This is a genomic window from Pseudomonas sp. GW821-FHT04D07 (assembly GCF_059420225.1).
Genome location: NZ_JBWKTH010000033.1, coordinates 23,647 through 48,646, shown reverse-complemented (window position 1 = coordinate 48,646; position 25,000 = coordinate 23,647). Strand labels below are relative to the sequence as shown.

Genomic DNA, 25,000 nt, shown 5'->3' with positions numbered 1-25,000 from the left:
GTCCGCGAAGAGGCCCTTGAGGCCGCCAAAAGCTTCGCGGGCAAGCACCGCTCCCACATTGGATATCGAGTCGCATGCAAGTTCTTGGTTCGACACAAAACATTGTGGGAGCCGGATTTATCCGCGAAGAGGCCCTTGAGGCCGCCAAAAGCTTCGCAAGCAAGCTCTGGCCCTAGAGCCCATGTTTCTTTCCCAGCATCAGGGAGCCCGCCACCGCGCCCAATGATCTAGTCTAGGCAGGCCTCTGGAGAGATCGCCATGTACCGGTTCTTCGAACAACTCAGCTCACGCATCGCTGCACCCTTCGTTAGCGAGCCTTCGCGCAACAGCAAGGTCTGGCATTGCCGCTGCGGACAATCGGTCTTCTTCCGCAACAGCCAATGCCTGGCCTGTTCCGCGGCACTCGGCTACGAGCCGCAGGGCAGTGCGCTGTCATCCCTCCAGCCCGGTCCTTACCCGGACAGTTGGCAACTGGATACCGACCCCGGCGCCGGCCTGTTCCACCGATGCGCCAACCTTGACACTGCGGCCGCCTGCAACTGGCTGATCCCCTATGCCCGCGGCAGCGACCTGTGCACCGCGTGCGCCCTCAACCGCACCATCCCCGACCTGTCCATCGCGGAAAACCCCGAGCGCTGGTGCAAGGTTGAAACCGCCAAGCGCCGACTGGTCGCTCAACTGATCACCTTGGGCCTGCAAGTCATCCCGAAAACCTGGGACGAGGAAAACGGCTTGGCCTTCGACTTCGTCGGTGTCGACCTGGAAGGCAAGGCGCCCATGACCGGCCACGCCAAGGGCCTGATCACCCTCGACATCAAGGAAGCTGACGACGAGCACCGGGAAAAAGTCCGGGTGCAGATGCGCGAGCCATACCGCACCTTGCTTGGCCATTTCCGCCATGAAGTGGGGCATTACTACTGGGACCGGCTAATTGCCAACAGCCACTGGCTGGAGCCGTTTCGCGGCCTGTTCGGCGACGAGCGCGCCAGTTATGCCGACGCCCTGGAGCGCCATTACCAACAGGGCGCGCCGCAGGACTGGCCGCAACACTTCGTCAGCGCCTACGCCACCATGCATCCCTGGGAAGACTGGGCCGAGACCTGGGCGCATTACCTGCACATGATGGACGCGGTGGACACGGCGCTGGGCTTTGGCATGAGTGCCAAGGAATCGGATTTCGACTATCCGTCGTTTCCCCTGAGCGCACTCTACGACCCTCAACATCCAGAGGGGCCGGCGTTCCTGTCGTTCGTCAACGCCTGGATTGAACTGGCGGGCATGCTCAACGAACTGTCCCGCAGCATGGGCCAGCCAGACTTCTACCCCTTTGTGCTACCGCCGGCGACCATTGCCAAGCTGCACTTCATCCACCTGGTGATCCAGGAGGAGGGCGGTCGGGCGGATGAGGTGCTACAGGTTACGTCCTGAGGGGTTCTTTACAAGCCCAGTTCGCTGTATGAACCGAGTCGGACGAGTTGCAGGGCCGCGTCATCCGGTTTTCGATAAATCATCACTAGGTCTGGTTTGACGTGGCAATCCCTGAAGTCTTTCCAGTTGCCCGTAAGCGCATGATCGCGGTGTTTTTCGGCCAATGGTCGATCATTCGCCAATGCTGTGATGATGGGCACAAAATCGCTTTGTAACGTTTCTCGGTGCCGCCCTTTGGTTTCTCGCTTGAAGTCGCGCTTGAATTGTCCCGTTTGCTCAATCTTCCGCATTCAGATCCGCCATCAAGTCCTCTACGGAGTCGAACGACTTCAAATTACCTTGGCGAGCTTCTTTCATAGCGTTCAAGGTGGTGGCATTCGGCACGAGCGGCTCAAACGGTAGGGCTTTTTCTTGGGCTACGCGGGTCAGCATCATACGGAAGGCATCGGATATGGTCAGTCCCATCGCGGCGAGTACGACGGTCGCTTCTTCTTTGATGTGCTCATCGATACGAGCGCGAACTACTGCGTTTGCGGACATGGTTTGATTCTCCAGGCTATTGGGCCACATTGTAGCCCAGCTGCTAGCCTGTTGTATCTGAGCGATGGGCGTGAGAGCGGCGAGTTGGTTCAGATCCCCGGTCAGCGCCAATGCTTCACTTGTCCTGCCTGTAAATCCGCTTCGGGTGGAACACCAGACTCTTGACCTGCACATCCAGCTCCTTGCTGTGATACAGGTCCAGGCATTTCAGCAAATAGAAACGCACGCCCTGAACCTCCGACTCAACCAGCGGGTTGTGATAGTCGCGGGCCAGATAGCGATCCACCAGGGCCTTGATCGCGTTAGGGGCCTTTTCCAGATCGTATTCGGTCCAGTCGCGTACCTGCAAGCCCTTGTTCCAAGCCCGAATTGTCGAAAGATCCCTTTCACTTGCCTGAAATTTCCTAGAAAATCCCAGCCCGTTGCGCCTGTTCGAAGCGGCGGCTAGTCTGCATTCCGTCACCGCGAAATCGGTGATACGGACGTGCAAGTCCGGACTGCGAGATAAGGCGCATCAACGCCACCACTATCTTTGGGCATCTTCATGCCCGGAGTTTGGTGTTATGGCGGCTGTACGCGGGAGATCTTCGGGATCTGCCGGGTAGTGCGCCTCTTCTTGCCCCGGTCTTGCACACCTGCGTATAGCTGCCACCCTCTTTGCGTGCAAGCAAACGGTGACGGCCTCTCTCAATCAGCAAGAAAGAGGTGCACCTGTATGTTCAAGATCACCCCCAATCCCCCAGCCGAAGACCTATCGTCTCTTGCCAGCCAACTCGCCATCGAGCGAGCGTTCGCCCATTACGAGCGACCATCGGACAATGTCTTACGGCGTCGACGCGAACAGCTGACTACCGAGGACGCCCTGACGCAAATCGACGAAATTCTCCAGTCCGCCTCGGCTACTGCCTACGAGTGTGCGGACAACCTGCAGGGTTCCAATCGCAAGTTGGCTTTGGGCGTGGTGCACCTGGTCGATTTGGCCCTGAGTCGTGTGGATGCTCTGCTGGACAAACAAGCGCACCCTGCGTGACCCAGAATTGTAGGCGCGAGCTTGCTCGCGATGATCGTCAACGATAACGCGGGGTACCTGGTACACCACAGTGTTCTCTGGTTCATCGCGAGCAAGCTCGCTCCTACAAGGACCCTGCGGTCGGCGATACTTTTGCGTTGGAACACCAACCTGTAGGAGCCAGCTTGCTGGCGATGACGGCAGTGAATCCAACACCGCCATCGTTGGCAGGCCACAGGGCCTGATCCACGCCGAGGGCCGTCACACGCCAGGCACCGACAAGTACTTGAACCCCATCGAATTTTTATCGACGCCTAGCGGTTGTAACTTCTCGTTATCTAGGTACAATGGCGCGGCTCGCCGTCAGGCGGGCGTCGTTATGGTGACCCCATCGGTCCCCCCGCAACGATTACCCGTGAACCTGGTCAGATCCGGAAGGAAGCAGCCACAGCGGGAACATTGTGTGCCGGGGTGTGGCTGGTGGGGTTGCCACCTATCTCTAAATCCTTGATTTTGCAAGGATTTGTCAGTAAAAAATCTCGAAGTGTGACAGCGTTTAGGTACACCAAAGTGGTGCACTGTACTTGGCATTCTAGTCGAATGATTTCCCCCTCTCCAAGTCCAAGCTTCTCTTCGCCAATAAATTCGGAGTGTCGTCTAGCGCCCAGATTGCGATTAGCAGCTGGTCACCAGAAATGCGAGCACTGAAGTGAGCGCCGTTTCTTCACAATTCGAGTACGCATCAGGGCTCCCCCAGCTTTCCAAGTGCTCGGCTGGAGCTTTTGGCTGATCAGCGTCCGGTGTGGTTGCCATTGGGGTAGTCAGTACTGTTAGTATGCCATCGCGGCGGTCTTTGAGAGCGAACGATTCTTGATGGATGCCAGTCAGAAGCGCCTCCGTATGGATTTAGCGAACGGAAGGTGACGGCTTAAAGTTTTATCTAGGAGAAATGCTTGTGGCATATAGAAATGGAAATTACTGCGCCTTCTATGTTTCCGAACCCTTCGACGCTAGTGCGCTAGGTGCGCACGCGACAAGAGATTTTAATTATTACAATATGCTTAAAGCATGGAAGGCACTGGACTCGTCCTACCCCTTCAACGACTCACATGCCAAAACCTATAGTGTTCGAGATGGTAGCAACTGGGAAACAACGCTGAAACCAAGGCTGCGTGAGCGTCTGCAATCTTCAAAGAATATCGTTCTTATCCTTAGCAGCAAGACTGTTGAGTCGAAGGCGGTCAAGGAGGAAATCGAATATGGAATTGATAATCAGGGTTTACCAGTTATAGTGATTTATCCTGAGTATAGCGAAAAGGCGGATTTGGTAGAGAATAGTGCTCTGAAACGCGAAATCAAAAATTTATGGGATAAACTCCCGGCTTTCAAATCGTTAAAGGGTAAAGTGCCGGTATTGCATGTTCCAATGAAGAAAGAGCTTATAAAGAAGGCGCTGGAAGATAGTGATTTAACCGTTACAGGGAAGACTGGTACTGGGGACTACTGGTATAAAATCTAATTTTCTGCAGAAGATATAGGTTTCATTGGGGGGCGGATGATTAAGGTAAAATTTACTGATAAAACTTTGTGGGTGAACTTTAAGGGGAAGGTGTCGTGGATTAGTTCGATTGCTACGTTAGCGCTGATATTTGTGAGTGTTCCGGAGAAATCAAAATATATTGCGGGGCTTCTTTTTCTGCTTGGTCTATTTGTATTTTATGTTGTTAGTTGGTGTAGAGCGAATCATCTGGAGGTGGTTAACCTCGATATTGAAGGTAGTACCGTTACTGTAAAAGCGGGAGATCTATTTAAAGAGCAAGATTTTAAAGTTATCGCATTTAATGAATATTTTGATACTCGGGTGGATGATGAAATTATATCTGCCAAGTCGCTAAACGGGATTTTTATAAGTGAGCATCTTCCGGAGACGCTAGATGATTTGGAGCAGTATTTGGAGAAATACCAGTTCGAGGACGGCGATCTGGCGCAGCTTAATGAGGGTAGGCGTGTAGGCAAGAAGCAGAAGTACGAGATAGGTACGGTATGTGTTTATAAAGACTTTATCTTGGCGGCATTTGCTAAGTTTGATGATGCAAATAGGGCTGTACTCACAATGCCAGAGTATCTGGCGTTTCTAATAAAGTTTTGGGATAAAATTAATCGTGTTTATGCTCAGAAGAGTGTTTCGGTTCCTGTGTTTGGTTCGGGCATTACTCGCATCAAAGAGCATAAAAATATTAGCGATGAGGATTTGCTAAAAATTATGCTTTGGACTTTTAGGATTAGTGAAATGCGCTTCAAGTATCCTGCTAAACTTACCATTGTTGTTCATGAGAGCAAAATAGACAAAGTAAACCTACTAGATTTTAGGATGGCTAAGAATGGTCTTTAGTTCTGGCTGAGCTTGGAACTTCAGATTTGTATTTGATTGCTCACTTTGACCACTCAACTCCCCCCCTGAAAATAGAGTGGGCAATCGGTGTTCAACCACCTGCTGATCAGGAGGAAAATCCGGTATGGATATTTGTCACCCAAGCTCAATGGTTAGGTGCTTTAGAAACATGCCGCCATCATTAAATCGCTAAATCCTGAGTAGCAACACACGCATGATCATGAAAGCTCCTGTGGGTTCATGCAAGAGCTTTTGAGTGAATGCCAGTGTAACCCACACGCACTTAAGCTACTTATTGTCGTGCGAGGCTTGTGCGACGTTAAAGCATCAAACTCTGTTCCAGTGACGTTTGACTGTTGCAATGCCAATTTTGAGTTCTCCCGAAACTTCAGATTGCGACATATTCTGTGCCTTGAGTCGCTGCACGGCGGCGGTGTCTGTAGCTTCTGGTCACCCAGCTTCTTCCCTTCAGCCTCTGCACGCTTCAACTCTGACTGAGTGCGTTCGATTAGCAAGTCACGTTCAAACTCAGCCACTGCACCCAGTACCTGCATGGTCATCTTGCCTGCTGCACTGGTGAGGTCCACACCACCGAGGGCGAGGCAGTGAACACGGATGCCGGTGGTCGCCAGATGCTCAACAGTCTGACGGACGTCCATGGCGTTACAGCCCAAGCGGTCCAGTTTGGTGATGATCAGCACGTCAGACGATTCCATTCGTTCCAGTAGCTTCTGAAAGCCCGGACGCTCCTTCGCGGCGGCACTGCCTGAAATGGTTTCTTCGACTAGGCTAGGTCGTCATACGCTCGATCAATACGGTAGGGGGCTTCAGATCAAATGTCCTGGCGTACAATGAAAATGATGGGCCTAGAAATTTCAATCAAGTAGGTGCACTACAGGATTTTTCCACAAATCTATCAGTAAGGATTAAGTGTATGGCCGTCAGCGTTTTCATCGACAACAATGCTTGGGATTACCTGTTTGCTCGGAAAGTGGACCTGGCGGTCGACATTTCTGTGGACGATTTTGTCTTCGCTATTACTCGCGAAGCCGAGTTTGAGATACGGACATTGCCCGAGGAATTGAAGGGCTATGTGACGAAATGGATTACCTGCGGAGCAGTGACTACCGACACTTACTTTGGTTTTGCTGAAGCAAACTCGGATGGTGAATCGCGGGTAGGAGGATTTGATTGCGGAAGGTTTATCGATCTGGCGGAAAGCGAGATATTGCGTTCGGAAAATGGGGTCATCAAAGACAAGCTACGGCCTACGGGGCTATACAAAAACGAGGCTGATGTATCACTCGCCGCGAGGTCAGTCCATTCAGTAATTCTGACCTCGGATACGAAGAAGGCTCTGGGTAGGGTGGTCAGCAAATACGGCGGTATTGTCGTCAATCTTGCGCTTTGGCCGGAAGATATTTCATTCGACTCGTACATGAAGACACAATGCGCTTCCTTTGTGATTGGCTAGCAATAAAAATCAGATTCGGCCCCGCATTGGTATCCGTATATGTAATCATAAGAAATCTCCGTAGATCAAATTTTATGGTTCTTTTTTCTGCATTGTACGTAAGTGTTGTGCTTAAATTTCGCAACAAGAAACCTCTGGGGTGCAAAAATATGGTGGTTATTTTTTTGATTTGACCTGGCCAATAAAGTAAATCCATTTAGCCCCTTTAGGGCCTTTCTGAGAACAGGTAGTCGGTCCCCCTGTGCCACCCCTTCCTATAGCCCTGTCCAAGCTGGTATGTCAACATGAAGCGATTTAAGCGGTAGTATTGATAGGTGTTCGCTTTGCCCTCTTGGACTTGGCCTTACGTATTATCCTGCGCCGACTCAATGACAGTTATTGAGATGAATCTGCCGTCCATAGAAGACCAAGTTGATGGTTCAGCTGCTCGGCTTCGCGGGCGAAAAATCGACCACCCCGCAACCAAGCTCCCCGCTAGCAAGTCTATTGACTTGAATTGTAATCTTGGATAGAAACTTACTTTTCGTCACCATCCATTTCAATAACTCTATCTTTCCCTCACCGCCGGGAATGTTGTCATCTCCAGTTTTGTGAGACTTTAGGAGATCCTGAACCACGCCCGCAGCAAAATCTGGAATACTCAGTAGATCATCCAGGTGGGATTTCCCATCGAATGACTTACCAAACCCAACAAGATCAAACTTGTGCTTAGAGTACATACCAAGAGTCCGGAGAAATATTTGCTGTGTATCTGCGAAACTTCTATCCCGTGCATTCTCGTTTATAGCGTCGTTATCACAATACCAAAGTAAGCGTTGGTTTTCTCTTGTAGTTAGAGCGGTAAACAATGCGATCGAATGGCAAACGCGGAGAACTTTCTCTGCAGCCGCACCTTTCCATTTACCCAAACCCATGGTAAAAAGTTGCTCCTCAAGGAACGGGTACGCTTCCTTCTTTGAAACACCAAATACTGTGTCGACTTGCTTGTCGATGGCGATAGTAACAACCGCGCCGTGGATGAAGTTGTCCACTATACGAAGGAACTCCGGCAAGGCCCGACTCCTTGATCCATATCTCAGGTCTTTGAATGCAAACTCGCTGTAGGGTTCGAGTAAGCCATGCTTTCGCCTTAGCTCTTCAACCTGCTCCATGAACGGACCGACCTTGTTGTAAGCCAAGATCAGAAACGAATAGGTGTTAAAGTGCGCACCCGGATGTTCACCACCAAAGTCCGACATCACTGCGATTTTTTCGTCATCAGAAAAATCCGGCAGTTCCTTGAGCTGACCAACAGCGATGGCAAGCAGTTGTGAAAAATATGGGTATTCCGCTGTAATCACTGACAAATCGAAGGGAGCATTCTTTTTGATTTTTTGTTTTCGCGGGGCATCGAGGATTTTCGATCTTGCCATAATGGCGAACTCCAGCTGAAGATTCCGTATTCATAGTACCCGCCTGAGCGAACCCCGTGAACTGGGCATCCCTATGGTTTGCTGGCGTCGTAGGACCGCGTTGGCACCGATGAGAAGACCGAGATCGTGGCAAAGCGAGCATCAGCCAGTTGGGTGAAGCAATCGTCCAACTGACCAGTATAGACCCGCGAAGAAGGAGCACTTATGGTCGTTCTCTGCCTGTCATTTTTTCGGCGTGCATTGGTCAAACTGCATGCAAACGGTGATCGACACCAATGTAATTTGCTGGTCAGTGCTGATGCGATTTGGTGATCAAGTGGTATGCAATTGCGCACAATAGAAATTTTGGATGCCTAGATTTTCTTCATCCCATAAAACGGAACCAGGTACATGTACCCGCTAGTAGATACTGGTGATTGTATGGAACCACCGTAAATCTATACCCCCCGGTGTAGGGGGGGTTAGGCCCCACGCTTGACCCGGTAGACCGTAGCAACGCCCACATCTGCGAGTTTGGCTATGTCATCTGCCGACATTCCGGGATGTTTGGTAATTAACGACTGAATCTTTTCCCATTTTTCAGCATTCCTGCCTTTACCCTTTGGCTTCCAGTCTGGATCTGCAAGACGTTTGTTTGCCAAGCCTTGCTTGATCCTTTCTACCCTCTTTTCTTGGTCCAGACGCGACATTGTTGCCATGAGGTCCAGTAACATGTTGTTGATGACCTCCATAATCTGGCCGGTGATGCCCCTGTCTTCGATCATCATATGAGAGGTGGGCAAGTCAGCGATTACAAGCCGAAGGCCCTTGGCTTTGATCGTGGTTTTCAGGGTTTCCCAATCAGACTGCGACAGCCGGGACAGCCTGTCCACAGATTCGCACAGGATACACTGACCAGCTTCAGCCACATCAAGCAGACGCATCAACTCAGGGCGGTTCAACTTTGTACCGCTGATGTTCTCGGCATAGATCCCAGCGATGTTCAGGCCCTTGTCAGCAGCGAACGCTTCCAAGGATACCTTGGCACGGTTGGCGTCTTGGTCCTTTGTGGATGCTCGTAGGTAAAGGTGAGCGATCATGGCTTACTATCCTTTATAGTCTAATCTGTTAGGCTAATGATAATTTGATCAGATAGCTATCAGCAATAGAAATTTGATAGCGGTCAGCGAAAGGTAATCGAACTACCAAACAAGTAGAGTTCTTTGATAGCGATCAGCACCCTCTGGGGCGGGGAGGTAAGGTGACCTGAAGGCCACTTACCTTGACCTATGGCAAATTGATGCTATCTATCCATGCGAAGCTGGAAACGTTGCAAGCCGTAGATGCGACCGTTTCTCTACTTCGCATTTGGAAATCAAATCCTGAAAATACAAGGAAAAAATATGCTTACCGACATTAAGCCTGGACCAAAACCGGCACGAGAAGATGGAAAGGACGACAGAAGGCATCATGTAAACCCGCCAAACAAAGACAAGCATAAGACGCTCCCGGTACACAATCCGGACAAAAAGTAAGTTAAGACCTGTTGTACGCAGTGGAGGTGCCAAATGTGTGCTTCAATCTGAACAAGGTATGCTCCACTGTTTGAAGATTCCGCCTGAAAACAAGTATTTCGGTGTTATACAGTAATAAGCTTAGTGTCCTGTTCTGCCAATGCCCCAGAAGTACTGGGCGAAAGCCCGCCGCCTAAACATTTAGGTGGTTGGATACCCGATTAAGCCGGTAGGCTATTGTTGGGTTTTCTCGTATCGACTCCATTGCTTTCGTTCGGTTCTCTCATGGGGCATTGTCTGGCTGATCGCCATCGTGGATAATAGCCAAAACAACTATTGCAGGGGTTGGCGAACGGCATGAACGGATGGCAGCGGCTTGGACTAGTGGCAAGTGTTGTTCTGGCAGTTTTCATAATATATTCAGAAAATCGCATGTTTCCAATGGAGAGTCGGTTTCGTAGTTATCACGATTATGAAGTGGGGCGCTGGAAAGAACGAATCGCTATTATCGAATCAGGTAACGTCGAAGCAATAGCGTTCTACAATAATGCTGAGGGTAGGGCTTCCTTGACTAGTCTTCAGGCAGACATTGTAGAAAGTGACAATCGGTTGAGAGTTCAACTTGAGAGCCTGACGATGAATCAAGTAGGGCGTGTCATTCAATTGTTTGGGGTTTGGCTCGGCATCTGTATAGTCACATATCTCGGTGGTCGGACTATTAATTGGATCTATCAGGGGTTTCGCTCCAAGAGTATCTGACTGTATGTGTCGCACCACAGGAAGGGTATGTGTCTCGTCCTGTAAGTTTTACCTTGAATGCCGGGCATTTGTGGAGGCTCCCAGAGCCAAGGCTCTGAAGGTGGCGCCTATTTTTATCGTTTGATCATTATCAGAAATTTATAGAGCTATATAATTGATCGCAAAGCCCTATACCATAGGGGGTGATGACTGGATTAGATGCAGCACCGGGCTACCGAACAAGTAGACTATCTTTGATAGCTGATTTTTGACGAAAGGGTTTTGTCAATGTTCTGCTCCTGTCGCATTCCCTCGTGTGCTATTCGTAAGTCTTGATCAGTCGTTAGTATCGAAATTACGGGCTAGCGGACAGATCAGTGATACATTATTGTGCATGGTGAAAGAGCGCTTCTGGTCTACCATGAAGTTTAGATTTCCCTTCATTGAGAATGATTATGTCCGATAAGCTGAGGTCGAAAAAACACCATTTTATACCAAGATTTTTCCTCAATCAGTGGAGAGATGAAAATGGAAAGCTATGGATTTATCAGCGGAATGCTGGAGGGGGGATTTCATGCAGGGAAGGTGACCCGGCGTCCATTGCATATGTAGAAAACCTGTACACGTTAAAACCAGAATATTCAGCTAGTAGCGGGCCTTCTGATGAAATCGAAAGGACGTTTATGGGTGGAATTGATGACCAGTCGTCAATTATTCACAAAAAGTTAGTATGTGAGGGGGTTGGCTCGCTAACTTCGAATGAAAAAACTGTCTGGTCTAAATTCATTGCGTCCATGATAGAGAGGACACCTAAAAAACTTGAGGCTTACAAGAATGCCTCCCCAGTAGACGAGTATCTCGATGGTCTTAAAAAAGTTAAACCAAATATTTTTGCGGCCATAGAGCGTAGCAATATAGACGTTGAGGCGATAAGGGATAATGTAACCCTAGGCTTCATGATGGAGAGAATTGTTGATCCGAAGTTCGTTGAGTCAATAAGTCAAATGGAGTGGGTCGTTGTTGAGCTGACCACCAAGGGCGAACATTTTATTTTGGGTGATGATGCGCTGATAGTAGATAACGGAGAAAACACAAACTACGAGCCGAGTCTTATCAGGCTAGCAATTTCTCCCCGCAAGCTATTGATTTTAGCGACTGAATCACTTGGCGTTGACGATGAACTCATATCGATTCTGTCAGTGACATATAACATTATGGTTATTCGTAGTTCGGAGAGGTATATTATTTCTGGTGAGAGGTTGAGTGATGAAACGCATACAAAGTTCAACAAGGCTCTAAAAGAGCTTCACAGAGCGTGATGAGTATTTCCAGCTCTGCTGTTTGCAGACCTTGCAAGAGCGGCGGCGGTCCAAGCCTGTCAGAGAAAACAAGTAGGGCCTCACCCAATACGACGTACTGACATCCGGTGAAAGCAGAGTACTGTCTGCACCGGGTGAGCGGCAGAGAGTCGAACGAGGTCATTGGATCGGCAGTATGGGTTACGGCTGTTGATCCAACATCTTTTCCAAATCGGATACCAATTCGGACGGTGGGCATTTCAAGGCGTTTGCGAGCTTGAACAGCACTGCAATCGTAGGGTAGTGAATGCCTCGTTCTATCAGGCTGACATAGTTACGCTGCACATCAGCGTCATGTGCAAGCTGCTCTTGAGTCAGCCCCGCTTCCTTACGTTTTTGGCGCAATACCTTTCCGAAAGCTAAGCCGATATCCACGTTTGCAACCCCATCTCAAAGACGGGCCACTGTCGGGGATGACTGCCGATACGTCCTCACAGTATACTGTGAATATTGATGTCAAAATCGCAGCTAACGGGGTACCCAATGAAGCTCAACACCGCAATGCCCAGCATACCGCTGGCCTACCTGGCGGGCGTCAGGACAGTCAAGGTCTCTAGACAACTGCTGCTGTACGGGCTGATGTGCGTTGCAATACACGCATTCGCCGATGACAAAGAAGACATTGCAAAGCTCAAATCTGAGTGCCCAAAGCTGTCGCGACCTGCTAATGATTCTGGGTACGATGAGCTAATTGATAAGATGTTAAAGAAAAACTCCATTAGCCAAGACTATACACCCCTCTCGAATGATGCTGAGTTGGTTATGCTCTTGCAAACGTTGAAGAAGCCTGAAAATCTTGATTTTGCGCAAGATACCGTAGAAAGGGATTTTGGTTACTTTTTAGACATGTTCTCTATAGGAAAGAATGTTGATGAAACCTATCTGAACAATGCGTATAGATGCCATTTCGTTGAGGCTTATGTTGATGTGGGCTCCAAGGCCAATAAGGAATTGAAAAGTTACTTTCAGTGGCTTCTCAATCGGACCACAGAACACGTCAATCTTCTAGCAGCAGAGAAGGCTGATAGAGAAGATTATGCCAAAGGTGTCCATGATGAAGAAGAAACCCACAAAAAACGTCTGCTGACCCCCAAAGGTAATGCAGCTACTATAGGTGGCTTTAAGATTACTGCGAATTCCTGTGTGGCACGTGGAAAAGTCGGAACGTTAAACCCATTCTTAGAACCGAAAACCTGGAATGGTTCTAAGTTCCTGATTGTCGATGCCAGTTTTAAAAATGTGTCGACATCTAGCAAATATATGTTTCCCGGTGCTGTAATGATCAGTAAGAATGGAAAAGTATATAAGTTCGATAAAATTGAAATGGTAAATGAGAGCGGTTTTGGACCCGGCACCGAATCTTTGAATCCTTTGATATCATATCGCACTAAGTTGGTCTTTCGAGTCCCGATTGATTTGGCCGGTAAGGTTGTCTGGCAGCCGGATGAACGTACGGATGATGTGACAGTATCATGTGGGTCGATCTAATTACTCAATTTGTAGAGGATGTTATGAACAAATTCGCGTTGATGGTTATTGTAATTATTACGGGATTTGCACGGTTTGCGCTTGCAGGAACCAAGGTCAATCAAGAACCGGGTATCCTATTCTGGATACTTGCTGCTATTGTTGCACCGATGGTGATGTATTCGGCCAATAAGTGGAGGTTGTGGCTACTTGGGTTTCGATTCGGGATGGCCAGTAAGTCCACTTTTCTCGGCTCGATCAAATGGACTGCTGCGTCAGTAGTCGTAACTATTGCATCACTACTGATACTTGCTGCATTTGGCTAGGTTTGAAAACCGGATAACACAGTAGTACGAAGCCTCGCTTTTAGGGGCTTTTTCATGTGTGCCGCTTTTGTTGTGTCATCCAAGATGCCCTTGATTTATTAGGTCATGAGAAGGAATGGTGTAACGTCTAAGTATACAAAAGATACATAGTACTTGTGTCGGATGGTCTGATGAATGACATCCAATAAAATCTGCCTAGAACAGATGCTTTGGTGTACTGGTGTAACAGATGTACTGCTAAGGTTTGGTTTTCTAGGAAGAGCTGAGGTAGATGTTTGGAAACCAAAATGCTGCAAAATATTTATATAAAAATATTGATGATTTCGGCGAGGGGATGTGATATGGCTGCATAGGAGGGGGCTTGATGTTTCTGGTGTTCGTCAAGTACACCCGAAACAACGCCGTAGGCGAATGGAACGGACTCTCTTCTCGGAGGTATATACCGTTAAAAGCGTTTCAATGAACTGGTGGGATTCTGCGAAGTCGATATGGGTATGCACGAGCTTGCGAGTGCACCCGCAGGGCTGGGTAGACCCATATGAACCGATTGCTATTTTAAGGTTTGATAGAGTTCAAATGCTCCTAGTTTTTGGCGGTATTCGAAGATCCAAGCCGTCTGCTGAGAATTGATGGTTCTAGTGGTTTTGAAATCTAAAATCACTATAGTGTTCAGTTCGTCAGGTTGTTCTAGGTGCACGCTTCGCGTAGAACACACTTCGTGCGTTCTAATCTTCTCTGTGCTTAGGATGGCTATTCTGGTTTTAGAATATGCTTGAAGATTTTAAAAGTTGGCTGTATCTCTAAGAAGTATTCTTAGGGATGCGGCCGTTTTTATGCAGGCTAGCCGCCCAGCTTTCACCGGGCGGAATCAGTATTATACGAAGAACTGTTCCAGTCCTTCGGCAGGCTTGACTGGTAAGCTTTCGCGTACGTTTTTTGTCCATGTACGGGCAGTTCTCTCGGCTACCTTCCAAAGCTCCATCACAACCTTGTTAATTTCGGCCTGCTTCAAGCCGTTATTGAACGATTGTTTAATGAAATTGATAGCTTTGGTCTTTTCATCAGGTGGAGTTTTGGACCGACCGTCTGGTTTCGCAGCAATGGTCAACGTAAGTCGATGATCAATCACAGCATCTTTCATGTACGTTTGCTTTAAATAGTTTGCGACTTCTGTATCCTGCACATAAAAATACACAGGTTTGGTATTGTCCCGAGTTCGGATTGCAGTGCGGGTGATAGCTTGTAAGCTTGCTTCATTCTTGTTTTTAACAATCCAAGCTTTAATTAGCTCAGTTAAATTAATGCCGTACCTGTCACCTACAACCTTTAGACAAATTGTATCGTTTGGGCTTGGTTTTCCGGAAAACAACAGTAAGGCAGCGGTGCTGTTCTGGTAGCAGTTCAGCCCGCGACAATCCATCGGGACAAATTTAATTTCAGTATTCACTTTTTGGGTCGAGGGCCGATATCTATCACTAAATTTCGACCACGAGTTCTGAATGACCAAGAAATTTTCATTTGGAGAATGCTGGATTGCTGTTTCAAATACCCGATCAATGATTTGATTATTCTGCCCGTCATGAGTGTATCCCAGGTTTCCTTCTTCATTTGCTAGTACTTTTGTTTTTGACCAGCTACCGTTTAACATCGGATAAATATAGATGGGGCAGTTATATTTTGACGGTTCTGGGGTGAACTTCGAGCGTGTGTATTTGTAGCCCCTTCTCTTCGCAAAAAGGTCAAAGAATCCCCCTTCAATATTCGCAGCCAAGATATGGGTTTCCCTTGCCCGATCAATCTGATCAAACACGGTTTTATCAACAATAGTGTGGAAATTGATAAAGCCGCCTTTTTCCGTTTCAAAGAGTACGATATTTCCGGTCAAGATTGTGTCATAAATCTTATGTTCAACTGCCGATAATGTAGACGTGTTATCCTTGTTAGACATTGATGATTTGTACGTTTTTACCCGAGCCTTTATTTCCGTAAGCAGACCTTCCTTGATTTGCAGTTGATTATTAAAGGCTTCGGTGGTTGCAAAGATTGTTTCTGCTTCTTTAGACTTCATGGAAAAATGATTGATATCCATGATTTCTGGAAGCTCATCAATGATCAAGATATAACCTTTGAGAAGAACAGGGTCGGTACGTCTCAAGGAGTCGTGGGTGGTGACAATCAACGGATTAGCCTTGTTCTTAAGAGCTTGGGCCAGGACCCTTGTTACCGATGTTTTATTGTGTTTGATTTCATCCTGATCACTGTTAATGATCAGGGGGGCTAGATTTGCCTTCTTCATGGTTTTCAAGATGTCATCGTTTAATTTCAGCGTTGGGAGCGCCATGACAACGTTGAATCCATAATTAATATAGTCTGGGATCATGTTGATTACGGCTTGCGTTTTTCCAGCGCCTGGTGCCGCAATGGCGGTGTGAATATACTTGGTGGGCATTACGAATGTACCTTTCTTATGGGTGAATTAATCCCTGCTGATAACGACGGTGATCGTCGTCAGCTGTCATTGCTTGGGAGTTGAGATAACTATACCGTGGTTTGGGACGATTCTAAACAGAATCAAGATTTTTAATTTTAGGGGGTGATGATGTTGTTTGGGGTTTGCTTGCTTGTATTGAATGATTATTTGATTGAATCGTTGTGGGCGCTGTTTTGTTGGTGGTGTACTGTGGTGTTAATTATTTCTTTTTGATGTAATTGCCTGGGGTGCCTTCTCGGTGGAAACAGCTTTGAGATGCACCCCTTTTCTATTTTTTGGGAATCATATCGACCAGCAAGCGGATGTCATTCACCGTTGCTCTCCGAACCCATGAATGATTGTATGGCTTGAGCTTGAGGTGCCAGTTCAACCTGTCGCAGTGCGTCCACCATAGCCCTCAATGGGCTGCGACTGCCGTAGATGCTGAATGTCACTGCGCCGTCCTCGTGCCCTACAATACGTTTGATTAGCGAGTCCTGGACCCCTGCATCCCGGAGATCATCAATCAACGTGTGCCGAAAGCTGTGGAAGGTTTTCTTGGGGTCGACGATTCCGCGTTTTGTCTTGTAACGTCCGAACCACTTCGACGGTGCATGGCCCAGCTTTCCCCGTACGGGTTCAAGTTCACGGAACAGACGATCTGCTCCGCTGGTCCTGACCTTCTCCACGTGTCGTAGCAAACCGAGTTCGATCAGGGTGGGGTGGATCGGGAGTAAGCGACGACTGCTGGCATTCTTGAGGTTCTGTCCTTCATGGGTGTCGTCGATGCGTAGGCACTGGATTCCTTGTTGTTCGATGAAGTCATCCACGCGCAGTTGGCAAAGCTCTTCGAGTCGTGCTCCTGTGCTTCTACCCAGCAGCGGTAACCAGTAACGCCATGGATGCTTGCGTGCTTCAGCCAGGAGTGTGTTCAGATCAAGGAGTGTGCGTAGGTCGCCATTGTCGAATGACAAGCGGGCCTCCTTGGATGCACCGGTCATCATCTTGAGTCCGGCCAGTGGGTTGTCGGTGATATAGCCGTTGGCCTTGCACCAGTTCATAAACGCCGAAAGTTTGCGTAGCCGATTGTTCACCGTTACCGCCGTAATGGTCTTGTGCGTGCCACCCGATTCGACGACCTGTCGCAGAGTCTTCCCTTCGAATTCGGGGCGTAGGCCGAAGTATTGCGGGCAGCGGCTCAACCGTTCTTTCAGCAGTCGGGCTTGTTGAGTGTCGAAGGCTTCGATGGGCATATCGCCCATCAGATCGAACAGATCGCGTAGTGCACGTTCCACCTCGAAGGTACTGACGGTTCTCCATGTACCGCCGCGTTTCCCTTCTTCTATATAGAGCTTTGACAGGGTAGACAGGGCGGGACCATCAGCGATGGGTTTCGCGGGCTTGACTATAGGCTGGTGTGAGCGATGCATTGAGGATGGGGCAGGGTATGCATCTCGCCATTGAGTGCAAAGCCTACGCAGCGTCTGAAGGTCTGCCAGAGGGTGTTCGGACAGGTGTCCATGTACCTGCTGGGCGAGGGCGGTCGCGAGGAATAGGGCGCTCTGCCGGTGCCGAACATTTAGGCTCAAACGTAAGGTGTGACAGCGTGGGAACAGGTGTTGGGGGAGCCGGAGGTTTAGGTAATAACAGGGTCCGCGACGGATCAGATAGGCCATGGTGTGACACCGATGTGTGACAGCAATGTGTGACAGTGCTGGCTACACCCCAAGTTCTGACTGTCCGTGCCGGGTGTTGGTACGGATGATTGGAAGCAACCTAAACAGCCTGAACCCCCGTAATACAAGGCCCCGCAACGATTACCCGTGAACCTGGTCAGATCCGGAAGGAAGCAGCCACAGCGGGAACATTGTGTGCCGGGGTGTGGCTGGTGGGGTTGCCTCCATAACGCTCCTCTCCCGCTAAAAATCGTTCTACTCCCAAAAAGCTGCGTCGCATCAAGCTCAGCGTTTTTTCCTGTGCCTGAAATTTCGGCTTTCTGTCGATCATTTGAGAAACTGCCGGGTCCCTTGGCGATATCACAGGGGTGGGACAAGGAAAGAGACGGCTGAAATAAATAAACTGTCAGACATCCACTACCTTCGGTTGTATGGCCGGGTTCAGCGCCACCTCATGGGTCAGCATGTTGAAAGTTTGCGGCTGTACGACATACTTCCATTTTCCCTCTTTGTAAAACAGGAAGTTGAAGGCGTTAGGCGCAGGGTATCTCTGGTCGCTACGGCAATAATCATTAGCATCAATACAGGAAATAATGGATTGCCCCTGGGCCAGGATCAGTTGATTGATATGTGTACTGTCCGGGTGTTGGTGATGGTAAATCCTGAGCATGTTGCTGCCCGCTGGAGAGGTCGTCGCGACCAGCGCGCATCCATTCATGGCAGCGGTAAATACAAAGTTATGCTGTGGATTGTGCCGTGGTATATCAACAAAGCCAGGCAGTACATTGCCTTGGATGAAAGGACACCAGTAGGCGGTGATCAAGGGGTCGGTATGTGGGGGATTGCCGGTTGGTGCCAGTATGACTTCTTTCGCCTGCCCGTCACCCAACAGGTCGAAAGCGCCTGACTTGATACTGTTAAGGACCCTGTTTCGCTGTTGGTTGGTGCTGTTCGCCTGGTCTTTCATGAACCACGAAACATTGTTTATCGCTCGCTGAGCGACATACCATATCGGATTGTTCCTAAAAGTCAGATTGTGGCCGTTCATAATGCTTTCCAGATATTAAATGGATGCTTGTCGGTAAGAAAAACACCGCCAGTTCAAGGAATTTAGTAGTTGGAGAAAAGGGTATTTTATCGGTAGGAGAGAGGGCAAGTTATCAAGCGTGATGAGATATTTCTGTGCTCAAGCTATGAATGCGGGGACATAGGGGGGGCAGCGCTTGAGTAACGTGTGAAAGTTCCTAAAGCGCCGCGCGCAACTCCCGCGGCGACAGCCCGTAATGCTTGCGAAAGCGCACCGCAAACCGTGAAGCCGAGGCATAGCCACTGGCCGCGGCAATTTCCCCGATCGGCCGCGGTGTCACCTGCAACCACTGCAACGCCATCCCCAGCCTGACGTTCTCAAGGATATTGCTGAAACTGTCATCCTCGTTCGCCAACTGTCGGCGCAATGTCGAGGCGCCGAGGTTCAGGCGCTCGGCGACGCTGGCAACGGTCCAGTCCCGCGCCGGGTCGCTCATGAGAATCTGCTGCACGCGCTCGCACAGCGGATCGTGGCGATCCAGTAACAACGGCCCGGCCCAACCCCCGAGGGCCAACGCCAACAACACCGCTTCCGCGTAATGCGTACGCAAAGCGTCCGGCGAGTCGGCATTGATGCAGTCCAGCAGGTTTTCCCAGGCCTGGGTCGTATGCCGATCCAGCGGTACGCACAACTCCTGCGTTGCCGCGCGCCCGGGAAAGGTGTTGATCTGCTGGCTGTAACGGACGCTGAACGCCCGCAACAACTCTGTGGGAAAGGTCACCGCATCGGCGATGTAGTAACCCTGTGCCCCGGGATAGTTGCTGATCCCCACTTCGCACCCCGCGGGCATCAGGATCAGATGCCGTGAACCCACGCGCATTTGTCGTTCATCCCAGCCCATCAACTTTTCGCCCTGGCGAACACGGCACAGGGTGCTGACGAAAATCGGCACCCGTTGTAGTGCATGGGGCTGGCGCGCCTGTATGACACTGGCGCCGATACGGCTTTGGCGATGCTGGATGCCGGCGGGGGCGTTCATGGTTCCTAGCGTCCGTAAGGGGCGGTGAGGGTGGCCTTGGCCAGTACGTTGGCGTTGAGCATGTAACCTACCATGGCGCCGCTGGATTGTTCATTGACCGGCAGTTTATCGACCTTCAGGGCCCAGACGGTGAATTGATAACGATGCGGTTTGTCGCCGACCGGTGGGCAGGCGCCGCCGAAGCCTGGCTGACCGTAGTCGGTGCGGCCCTGGACGGCACCTGCGGGCAGTTGGCTGGCCGTGGGGTTGCCTGCGCCGGAAGGCAGTTCGTGGGTAGTAGTCGGCAGGTTGACGACTGTCCAGTGCCACCAGCCACTGCCGGTGGGTGCATCGGGATCGTAGGCGGTGATGGCGAAGCTTTTGGTGCCGGCCGGGGCGTTTTGCCAGGACAGCTCAGGCGAGGTATTGCCGCCTTCGCAGCCAAAGCCCTGGAACACTTCGCGGCTGCTCAATGGCTTGCCGTCGGCGATGTCGCGGCTGGTGAGGGTGAAGTCGGCGGCGTGGGCGGTGAGGCTCAGGCCGAGGGTGAGGGCGGTGAGGAGGAATCGGGTTTTCATGCTGATCTCGTCTGGGTGGGGAGAGGAGATACGAGTCTATTAAGGGAGAGAAGTGGCCGTTGTGCCGTTGCGCTCGACCATTGTGCCGAAACGCTCAGGGTGTTTTTTACAGGAGCGGGCGTGCTCGTGCGATAGTCTTCGGAAGAGGGCGGGGCGTCAGGCGCTCCGCGTTATCGTTGACGTTTATCGCTGGCAAGCCAGCTCAGGGGGGGGGGCGTGTTACTGACGCTTGAACAACTTGCGAAAGAACCCGGCAACCACCACCAGACCCACCACGATAAATTTCTTTAGCGCCAGCAACATGACGCCGATCTTGGCGAACAGCCCGGCCTTGGCCGCAATACCACCCGCCACCAACGCCGCCAACCCGTAAGGCGCCAGTTTGTCGGTCTTGGAGTCGTAGTCGGCGTAACGGTTGCCGTCGGTGAAGTTGGTGAACGCGAGGATCTTCGGCGTTTCCAGCTTGATGGTCTGCAAATCGGCCATCGCCGCCACCGCATTGAGTTCCAGCACACCTTCGCGCCCCAGCACGCGGATGCTGTAGTTCAGGGTGGTCTGTTGCGCATCGTCGGCCTTCAATTCACGGGCCCAATACATCTTGTGGCTGCCCTGGTCGTAGCTCGGTGGCTCGGCCCAGCCCAGCAGCGACAGGCCGGCATAACCCTGTTTGCGCCGCTCCTGGTTGTTTTCCTCATCACCGGCCTGCATCTGCTTGAGCAGGTCGGCGTAGTCGATCTTGGCCGCGTCATCGTCGGAAATATGCCCGTCGTTCTTGTAGCTGACGATCACGCCCCAGCCATTGTCCGTCAGCGGGCTGACCGCCTTGGGAATGATCATGCCCAAGGTTTTGTGACCGGGCGGGTTGCCCCAGCCTTCGGTCAGCAGGCGCTCGGTGTCGGCCGGCGACAGGTAGTAGAAATCGTCATTGAGTTGCAGCGTGGCAATGCCGCCGGGCAGGGTGATATTGCCGTGCTGCTGCTTGAGGGTGGTCAGCCATTGCTCGGTCGTTTGGTGAGGCTGGGTGCTGGCGGTCGGCGTCGGAGCGGGAGAGCTGGTGGCCAAGGCAGGCAACGTGAGGCTGCTGAGCGCCACCGCGGCCAAAAGCTGGCGCAGGTGATGTTTCATTGTAGTCCCTTACATTTGGAAATAATTTTGCCGGCAGGATAACGGAAGTGACTTTGTATTACCAAACTTGGGTATGGCCAGGTTTCAGGTGGGTTCGCCCCTGTCTGCCTGGGGGCGAGGTGGATGACGGGGGTGTGCTGGCGCTCAATCTGGAAGGGCGACGACAGCCCGTGACGGTATCCGCCCAACCCCGCGGCAGCGGGGTTGGGCAGCGCAGCGTTTAGCTGTCTGGCGAGCTTATTCTGGTAACCGGCAGGCATGAGATTAAGGCTTGGACAAGGCTAGATCGACCGCCGCGATCAGCTTTCCCAGGTCCTTCGGGGGAGCGTTGTGAATGACGCCGAACAGGTAGGCACGTTGTTCGTCCTCGTCACCCAGATCTGTGAAAAAGGCTTTGAGCTTCACCCCCAGCACGTCGGCAAACAGGAACAAGGCCTCGACGCTAGGTGTGTAACTGCCGGTTTCGAAGCGGCTGATGGTTTTAGGGTCAAAACCGGTTTTCTCTCCGAGTTCAGCCTGAGTCAGCCCTGCTACCTTGCGGTAGCGCCTGATGGCCGTACCCAAACTTGAAATTTCCATCGCTCAATTCCCATTTAGAATCAAGAACTTAACGATAAATCTTTACATTAGACAACGCCATGGTTCATCACCTTCTGTTGCATAATGTGATGTAATTCGTAGAATCAGCATTTAGAACAGGTATTTGGTGATCCAGTTTCCGGTGAAATATTTGTGAAACGGGAAAACCGCGCATTTCTTCGGTGCCCATGCCATGACGGTCATACGCCCTGAGCAACGCATGGTTTCGGGACGGTCTCGAATGCCTGTACCGACTGCTGATGACCTTCATTTAATCCTAGTTGATCTTCGTCGAAGTACGGCCAGGCGATGCCGCCAGGCGCGGTTGTGCTGCGAATTCGGGACAACCTCTAGCTGCCCAGGTGAACTGACTCATGGATGAGACGTATCGCAGGGTCGTGGACGTCGCCGCCATTTTCTCCGAGACCGACCTGAATGGACGGATCACTTACGTCAACGATCCATTCTGCGCGATTTCCGGCTATAGCCGCGACGAACTGTTGGGACAGAATCACCGGATCTTGAATTCCGGTTACCACCCGTCCGAGTTCTTTGTCGACATGTGGCGCACCATCGCCCTGGGCCGGGTCTGGAAAGGCGAAGTCTGCAACCGCGCCAAGGATGGTTCCCTGTACTGGGTCGACAGTACCATGGTGCCGCTGCTGGATGAGGCCACGGGGCGGGTGCGCAAATATGTGTCGATCCGTTTCGACGTCAGCGAGAAGTTGCGCCTGTTGCATACCCTGCAGTGGCGGGTGGGGCACGATGTGTTGACCGGCCTGCCCAATCGGGCGTTTCTCTCGGACCTGTTGAACCAGGCCCTGGATTTTTCCCGGTGCGAAGAGATTCCGCTGGCGGTGTGCATGCTCGACCTGGATGGCTTCAAGGCGGTCAACGATGGCTACGGGCATGCCAGCGGTGACTCGCTCCTGGTGGAAGTGGCGGCACGCCTGCGCGGTATCATGCGCGGCGAGGATGTGGTGGCCCGGCTGGCTGGCGACGAGTTCGTGCTGATCCTGCGTTATGTGCGTGACGTCGACGAACTGCATGCCGCGCTGCAACGGGTGCTCGCGGCGATTTCCGCCCCCTATTCGATCCTCGGCCAGACTATCCATGTGGATGCCAGCATCGGCGTGACGCTGTTTCCTGCCGACGACGAAGACGCCGATACCCTGTTGCGCCATGCCGACCAGGCGATGTACCTGGCCAAGCAGGGCGGGCGCAATCGCTTTCATTTGTTCGACGTGTCGCTGGACCAGGAGGTCAAGGCGACCCACCAGACGGTGGCAGCGATGCGCCAGGCCCTGGCCAACGGCGAATTCCGTCTATTTTACCAACCCAAGGTCAATATGCGTACCGGCAGCGTGGTCGGGTTCGAGGCGCTGATGCGCTGGCAGCATCCTCGCGATGGCCTGCTCCAGCCCCAGGTATTTCTACCGCTGGTGGCGCAGACCGATGTGATCATCGATATCGGCGAGTGGGTCATCGACCGGGTCATGGCACAGATGCAGGCCTGGCGCCAGGCCGGCCATGAGTGGCCGGTCAGCCTCAATATCGCCGCCCGGCATTTCCAGCGCGGTGATTTTGTCGAGCGCCTGCGCGCCTTGCTGGTACGCCATGCCGAAGTGCCACCGCATATGCTCGACCTGGAAATCATCGAGTCGATGGCCATCGAGAACATCCAGCGGGTGAGCCAGTGCCTGCAAGACTGTCAGGCGCTGGGGGTGCGTTTTTCCCTGGATGACTTCGGCACTGGTTACTCGTCCCTGAGTTACCTCAAGCGCTTGCCCAGCCAGACGATCAAGATCGATCGTTCGTTCGTGCGCGATATTCTCCATGACCAGGATGACCTGGCGCTGACCACGGCGGTGATCGGCCTGGCCCGGGCCTTTGGTCGGGAAGTGATTGCCGAGGGCCTGGAGTCAGCAGAGCACGGCCGATTGCTGATGAGCCTGGGTTGTGATGTGGCGCAGGGCTACTTCATTGCCCGGCCGATGGCGGCGGACGAGGTACCAGCCTGGGTCGAGGCGTTCGAACCGCCGGCGTTATGGCGCGCTGCCGTCTGACTCGACGGCGTCTGTCTGGTCATCATGCCCGGTATAGAGTCGGATGGTTCGGTCGATTTCCCCGGACATTTTCATCCGCAGCAAGGTCCTGAGGATGCGTTGTACCGGCAGGGCCGGATCATTGCGCACGAAGCAGCCCACGGCTTGCTCCTGCACGACCATCACCGCGTGCAACTGGCGATCCGGCATCTGTGTCTGGTTGAACCAGTCCAGCCCCCGTTGGCTGCTGATGGCGTAGGCGTAACGGCCTGCCGCGAGTTTTTGCAGAACCTGTTCCTGGTTGCGCGCGTCGTCGCGCAGAAACCGGCCGCTTTCGAACTGTGTGTGCAGGGATGGGTAGGTGTAGCCCAGTACGGTGCCGAGTCGTTGCGGCTCAAGATCTTGCAAGGTCAGCGCAGCGGTCGGCCTGGTCTTGCTGACCAGCACGTCACGCTGGGTCAGGAACGGGATGCTCCAGATATAGTCGCCGGACTGGTTTGGCATCCAGGATTGCGCAGCGTAGCAGCGCACATCGATTTCGCCGCGCTCCATGGCGCCTTGCACCCGGGCGCGGGCCAGAACATGAAACTCGGCCGGACTACCGACCTGGTGGGCCAGGCTGGTCATCAGGTCATACAAAATGCCCTGGGTCGGTTGTCCGTGCTCGATCTCTATGAGCGGCATGCTCCAGCTCTCGGCCACGGAGAAGCGCAACGGCGCCGGCGCGGCGAAAGCAGGGGCGGTCATCAAGGCCAGGGCGTAAAGAACTGCACGCATCAAACTCTCCGGCGGGAGTACAACGAGGCCGCCAATTTCTACACAAAGTGCAGCTTAGCCAGATTAGC

Annotated in this window: 22 protein-coding genes, 2 other RNA genes and 2 pseudogenes; 11 read left to right on the top strand and 15 right to left on the bottom strand. The window is 51.7% G+C overall.

Annotation, left to right across the window (positions count from 1 at the left end):
* Window positions 1-258 precede the first annotated feature (258 nt).
* On the top strand, window positions 259-1,428 hold the full coding sequence (locus tag AC07T0_RS27440) for a zinc-binding metallopeptidase family protein (protein ID WP_495004124.1): 1,170 nt from the start codon (window positions 259-261) through the stop codon (window positions 1,426-1,428).
* An 8-nt stretch (window positions 1,429-1,436) separates the two neighbouring features.
* Here AC07T0_RS27440 and AC07T0_RS27435 read toward each other — a convergent pair whose 3' ends face one another.
* From AC07T0_RS27435 to AC07T0_RS27425, 3 genes and pseudogenes are all read right to left on the bottom strand, one after another.
* Window positions 1,437-1,718, bottom strand: a complete 282-nt coding sequence (locus AC07T0_RS27435) for a type II toxin-antitoxin system YafQ family toxin (protein WP_495004123.1) — start codon at window positions 1,716-1,718, stop codon at window positions 1,437-1,439.
* Window positions 1,705-1,968, bottom strand: coding sequence for a type II toxin-antitoxin system RelB/DinJ family antitoxin (locus AC07T0_RS27430; RefSeq protein WP_495004122.1), 264 nt, complete (start codon window positions 1,966-1,968; stop codon window positions 1,705-1,707). Before AC07T0_RS27430 ends, AC07T0_RS27435 begins: the two co-directional genes overlap by 14 nt.
* A gap of 115 nt (window positions 1,969-2,083) precedes the next feature.
* Window positions 2,084-2,311: pseudogene (locus tag AC07T0_RS27425) on the bottom strand (T6SS amidase immunity protein Tai4 family protein); the annotation flags it as partial.
* A gap of 372 nt (window positions 2,312-2,683) precedes the next feature.
* Between AC07T0_RS27425 and AC07T0_RS27420 the strand changes: the two are divergent.
* From AC07T0_RS27420 to AC07T0_RS27405, 4 genes are all read left to right on the top strand, one after another.
* Entirely contained in the window at window positions 2,684-2,998 is a 315-nt protein-coding gene (locus AC07T0_RS27420) for a DUF6124 family protein (RefSeq protein ID WP_495004121.1), read from the top strand.
* A 368-nt stretch (window positions 2,999-3,366) separates the two neighbouring features.
* Window positions 3,367-3,463, top strand: an RNA gene (gene ffs, locus AC07T0_RS27415) — signal recognition particle sRNA small type.
* A gap of 469 nt (window positions 3,464-3,932) precedes the next feature.
* Entirely contained in the window at window positions 3,933-4,496 is a 564-nt protein-coding gene (locus tag AC07T0_RS27410) for a TIR domain-containing protein (protein ID WP_495004120.1), read from the top strand.
* A gap of 36 nt (window positions 4,497-4,532) precedes the next feature.
* Window positions 4,533-5,369 carry a macro domain-containing protein gene (locus AC07T0_RS27405; RefSeq protein ID WP_495004119.1) on the top strand — a complete coding sequence of 279 codons (837 nt, stop codon included), beginning with the start codon at window positions 4,533-4,535 and terminating at the stop codon, window positions 5,367-5,369.
* Between the two features lie 327 nt (window positions 5,370-5,696).
* Here AC07T0_RS27405 and AC07T0_RS27400 read toward each other — a convergent pair.
* Window positions 5,697-6,157 (bottom strand): annotated as a pseudogene (locus tag AC07T0_RS27400) (recombinase family protein); the annotation flags it as partial.
* A gap of 146 nt (window positions 6,158-6,303) precedes the next feature.
* Between AC07T0_RS27400 and AC07T0_RS27395 the strand changes: the two are divergent.
* Complete coding sequence (locus AC07T0_RS27395; protein ID WP_495004118.1) at window positions 6,304-6,843, top strand: hypothetical protein; 540 nt, start codon at window positions 6,304-6,306, stop codon at window positions 6,841-6,843.
* A 419-nt stretch (window positions 6,844-7,262) separates the two neighbouring features.
* On the opposite strand, the gene AC07T0_RS27390 is transcribed toward AC07T0_RS27395, so the two are convergent.
* Window positions 7,263-8,255: a hypothetical protein gene (locus AC07T0_RS27390; RefSeq protein ID WP_495004117.1), complete on the bottom strand. Its 993-nt coding sequence runs from the start codon at window positions 8,253-8,255 to the stop codon at window positions 7,263-7,265.
* A gap of 461 nt (window positions 8,256-8,716) precedes the next feature.
* Window positions 8,717-9,334 (bottom strand): recombinase family protein, encoded by a 618-nt coding sequence (locus tag AC07T0_RS27385; protein ID WP_495004116.1) that lies wholly within the window; start codon window positions 9,332-9,334, stop codon window positions 8,717-8,719.
* 1,607 nt (window positions 9,335-10,941) lie between these two features.
* Here AC07T0_RS27385 and AC07T0_RS27380 point away from each other — a divergent pair.
* Complete coding sequence (locus AC07T0_RS27380) at window positions 10,942-11,805, top strand: DUF4238 domain-containing protein (RefSeq protein ID WP_495004115.1); 864 nt, start codon at window positions 10,942-10,944, stop codon at window positions 11,803-11,805.
* A 180-nt stretch (window positions 11,806-11,985) separates the two neighbouring features.
* Here the strand turns inward: AC07T0_RS27380 and AC07T0_RS27375 are convergent, their stop codons facing one another.
* Window positions 11,986-12,219 carry a helix-turn-helix domain-containing protein gene (locus AC07T0_RS27375; protein ID WP_495004114.1) on the bottom strand — a complete coding sequence of 78 codons (234 nt, stop codon included), beginning with the start codon at window positions 12,217-12,219 and terminating at the stop codon, window positions 11,986-11,988.
* Window positions 12,220-12,327: 108 nt separating this feature from the next.
* Here AC07T0_RS27375 and AC07T0_RS27370 point away from each other — a divergent pair, with 108 nt between their 5' ends.
* Window positions 12,328-13,332 (top strand): DUF4352 domain-containing protein, encoded by a 1,005-nt coding sequence (locus AC07T0_RS27370; protein WP_495004113.1) that lies wholly within the window; start codon window positions 12,328-12,330, stop codon window positions 13,330-13,332.
* Between the two features lie 23 nt (window positions 13,333-13,355).
* The gene (locus AC07T0_RS27365) at window positions 13,356-13,637 is read left to right on the top strand and encodes a hypothetical protein (protein ID WP_495004112.1); all 282 of its coding nucleotides are present in this window, start codon (window positions 13,356-13,358) and stop codon (window positions 13,635-13,637) included.
* Between the two features lie 874 nt (window positions 13,638-14,511).
* Here AC07T0_RS27365 and AC07T0_RS27360 read toward each other — a convergent pair.
* Together AC07T0_RS27360 and AC07T0_RS27355 are read right to left on the bottom strand one after the other, a co-directional pair.
* On the bottom strand, window positions 14,512-16,086 hold the full coding sequence (locus AC07T0_RS27360) for a hypothetical protein (protein ID WP_495004111.1): 1,575 nt from the start codon (window positions 16,084-16,086) through the stop codon (window positions 14,512-14,514).
* A gap of 347 nt (window positions 16,087-16,433) precedes the next feature.
* Entirely contained in the window at window positions 16,434-17,783 is a 1,350-nt protein-coding gene (locus AC07T0_RS27355) for a site-specific integrase (RefSeq protein WP_495004110.1), read from the bottom strand.
* A 126-nt stretch (window positions 17,784-17,909) separates the two neighbouring features.
* On the opposite strand from AC07T0_RS27355, the gene ffs (AC07T0_RS27350) reads away from it, so the two are divergent.
* Window positions 17,910-17,994, top strand: an RNA gene (ffs, locus tag AC07T0_RS27350) — signal recognition particle sRNA small type.
* Window positions 17,995-18,189: 195 nt separating this feature from the next.
* On the opposite strand, the gene AC07T0_RS27345 is transcribed toward ffs (AC07T0_RS27350), so the two are convergent.
* The 5 genes from AC07T0_RS27345 to AC07T0_RS27325 all read right to left on the bottom strand — a co-directional run bounded on the left by AC07T0_RS27345 (window position 18,190) and on the right by AC07T0_RS27325 (window position 22,110).
* Complete coding sequence (locus AC07T0_RS27345) at window positions 18,190-18,831, bottom strand: hypothetical protein (RefSeq protein ID WP_495004109.1); 642 nt, start codon at window positions 18,829-18,831, stop codon at window positions 18,190-18,192.
* 196 nt (window positions 18,832-19,027) lie between these two features.
* Window positions 19,028-19,849, bottom strand: coding sequence for a helix-turn-helix transcriptional regulator (locus AC07T0_RS27340; RefSeq protein ID WP_495004108.1), 822 nt, complete (start codon window positions 19,847-19,849; stop codon window positions 19,028-19,030).
* Window positions 19,850-19,854: 5 nt separating this feature from the next.
* The gene (locus tag AC07T0_RS27335) at window positions 19,855-20,406 is read right to left on the bottom strand and encodes a kinase inhibitor (protein WP_495004107.1); all 552 of its coding nucleotides are present in this window, start codon (window positions 20,404-20,406) and stop codon (window positions 19,855-19,857) included.
* Between the two features lie 219 nt (window positions 20,407-20,625).
* On the bottom strand, window positions 20,626-21,531 hold the full coding sequence (locus AC07T0_RS27330) for a DUF2167 domain-containing protein (RefSeq protein WP_495004106.1): 906 nt from the start codon (window positions 21,529-21,531) through the stop codon (window positions 20,626-20,628).
* A gap of 264 nt (window positions 21,532-21,795) precedes the next feature.
* Complete coding sequence (locus tag AC07T0_RS27325) at window positions 21,796-22,110, bottom strand: helix-turn-helix domain-containing protein (RefSeq protein ID WP_495004105.1); 315 nt, start codon at window positions 22,108-22,110, stop codon at window positions 21,796-21,798.
* Between the two features lie 374 nt (window positions 22,111-22,484).
* Between AC07T0_RS27325 and AC07T0_RS27320 the strand changes: the two genes are divergently transcribed.
* Window positions 22,485-24,176: a putative bifunctional diguanylate cyclase/phosphodiesterase gene (locus AC07T0_RS27320; RefSeq protein WP_495004104.1), complete on the top strand. Its 1,692-nt coding sequence runs from the start codon at window positions 22,485-22,487 to the stop codon at window positions 24,174-24,176.
* On the opposite strand, the gene AC07T0_RS27315 is transcribed toward AC07T0_RS27320, so the two are convergent.
* Window positions 24,156-24,932: a substrate-binding periplasmic protein gene (locus tag AC07T0_RS27315; RefSeq protein WP_495004103.1), complete on the bottom strand. Its 777-nt coding sequence runs from the start codon at window positions 24,930-24,932 to the stop codon at window positions 24,156-24,158. The genes AC07T0_RS27320 and AC07T0_RS27315 overlap by 21 nt on opposite strands.
* Between the last annotated feature and the right edge of the window lie 68 nt (window positions 24,933-25,000).

Coding starts and splice junctions, on each gene's coding strand:
- AC07T0_RS27395 (WP_495004118.1), top strand. CDS start 6,304: ATGGCCGTCAGCGTTTTCATCGACAACAATGCTTGGGATTACCTGTTT.
- AC07T0_RS27340 (WP_495004108.1), bottom strand. CDS start 19,849: ATGAACGCCCCCGCCGGCATCCAGCATCGCCAAAGCCGTATCGGCGCC.
- AC07T0_RS27420 (WP_495004121.1), top strand. CDS start 2,684: ATGTTCAAGATCACCCCCAATCCCCCAGCCGAAGACCTATCGTCTCTT.
- AC07T0_RS27335 (WP_495004107.1), bottom strand. CDS start 20,406: ATGAAAACCCGATTCCTCCTCACCGCCCTCACCCTCGGCCTGAGCCTC.
- AC07T0_RS27390 (WP_495004117.1), bottom strand. CDS start 8,255: ATGGCAAGATCGAAAATCCTCGATGCCCCGCGAAAACAAAAAATCAAA.
- AC07T0_RS27325 (WP_495004105.1), bottom strand. CDS start 22,110: ATGGAAATTTCAAGTTTGGGTACGGCCATCAGGCGCTACCGCAAGGTA.
- AC07T0_RS27355 (WP_495004110.1), bottom strand. CDS start 17,783: ATGGCCTATCTGATCCGTCGCGGACCCTGTTATTACCTAAACCTCCGG.
- AC07T0_RS27435 (WP_495004123.1), bottom strand. CDS start 1,718: ATGCGGAAGATTGAGCAAACGGGACAATTCAAGCGCGACTTCAAGCGA.
- AC07T0_RS27315 (WP_495004103.1), bottom strand. CDS start 24,932: ATGCGTGCAGTTCTTTACGCCCTGGCCTTGATGACCGCCCCTGCTTTC.
- AC07T0_RS27320 (WP_495004104.1), top strand. CDS start 22,485: ATGGATGAGACGTATCGCAGGGTCGTGGACGTCGCCGCCATTTTCTCC.
- AC07T0_RS27430 (WP_495004122.1), bottom strand. CDS start 1,968: ATGTCCGCAAACGCAGTAGTTCGCGCTCGTATCGATGAGCACATCAAA.
- AC07T0_RS27440 (WP_495004124.1), top strand. CDS start 259: ATGTACCGGTTCTTCGAACAACTCAGCTCACGCATCGCTGCACCCTTC.
- AC07T0_RS27370 (WP_495004113.1), top strand. CDS start 12,328: ATGAAGCTCAACACCGCAATGCCCAGCATACCGCTGGCCTACCTGGCG.
- AC07T0_RS27330 (WP_495004106.1), bottom strand. CDS start 21,531: ATGAAACATCACCTGCGCCAGCTTTTGGCCGCGGTGGCGCTCAGCAGC.
- AC07T0_RS27365 (WP_495004112.1), top strand. CDS start 13,356: ATGAACAAATTCGCGTTGATGGTTATTGTAATTATTACGGGATTTGCA.
- AC07T0_RS27380 (WP_495004115.1), top strand. CDS start 10,942: ATGTCCGATAAGCTGAGGTCGAAAAAACACCATTTTATACCAAGATTT.
- AC07T0_RS27405 (WP_495004119.1), top strand. CDS start 4,533: ATGATTAAGGTAAAATTTACTGATAAAACTTTGTGGGTGAACTTTAAG.
- AC07T0_RS27360 (WP_495004111.1), bottom strand. CDS start 16,086: ATGCCCACCAAGTATATTCACACCGCCATTGCGGCACCAGGCGCTGGA.
- AC07T0_RS27345 (WP_495004109.1), bottom strand. CDS start 18,831: ATGAACGGCCACAATCTGACTTTTAGGAACAATCCGATATGGTATGTC.
- AC07T0_RS27385 (WP_495004116.1), bottom strand. CDS start 9,334: ATGATCGCTCACCTTTACCTACGAGCATCCACAAAGGACCAAGACGCC.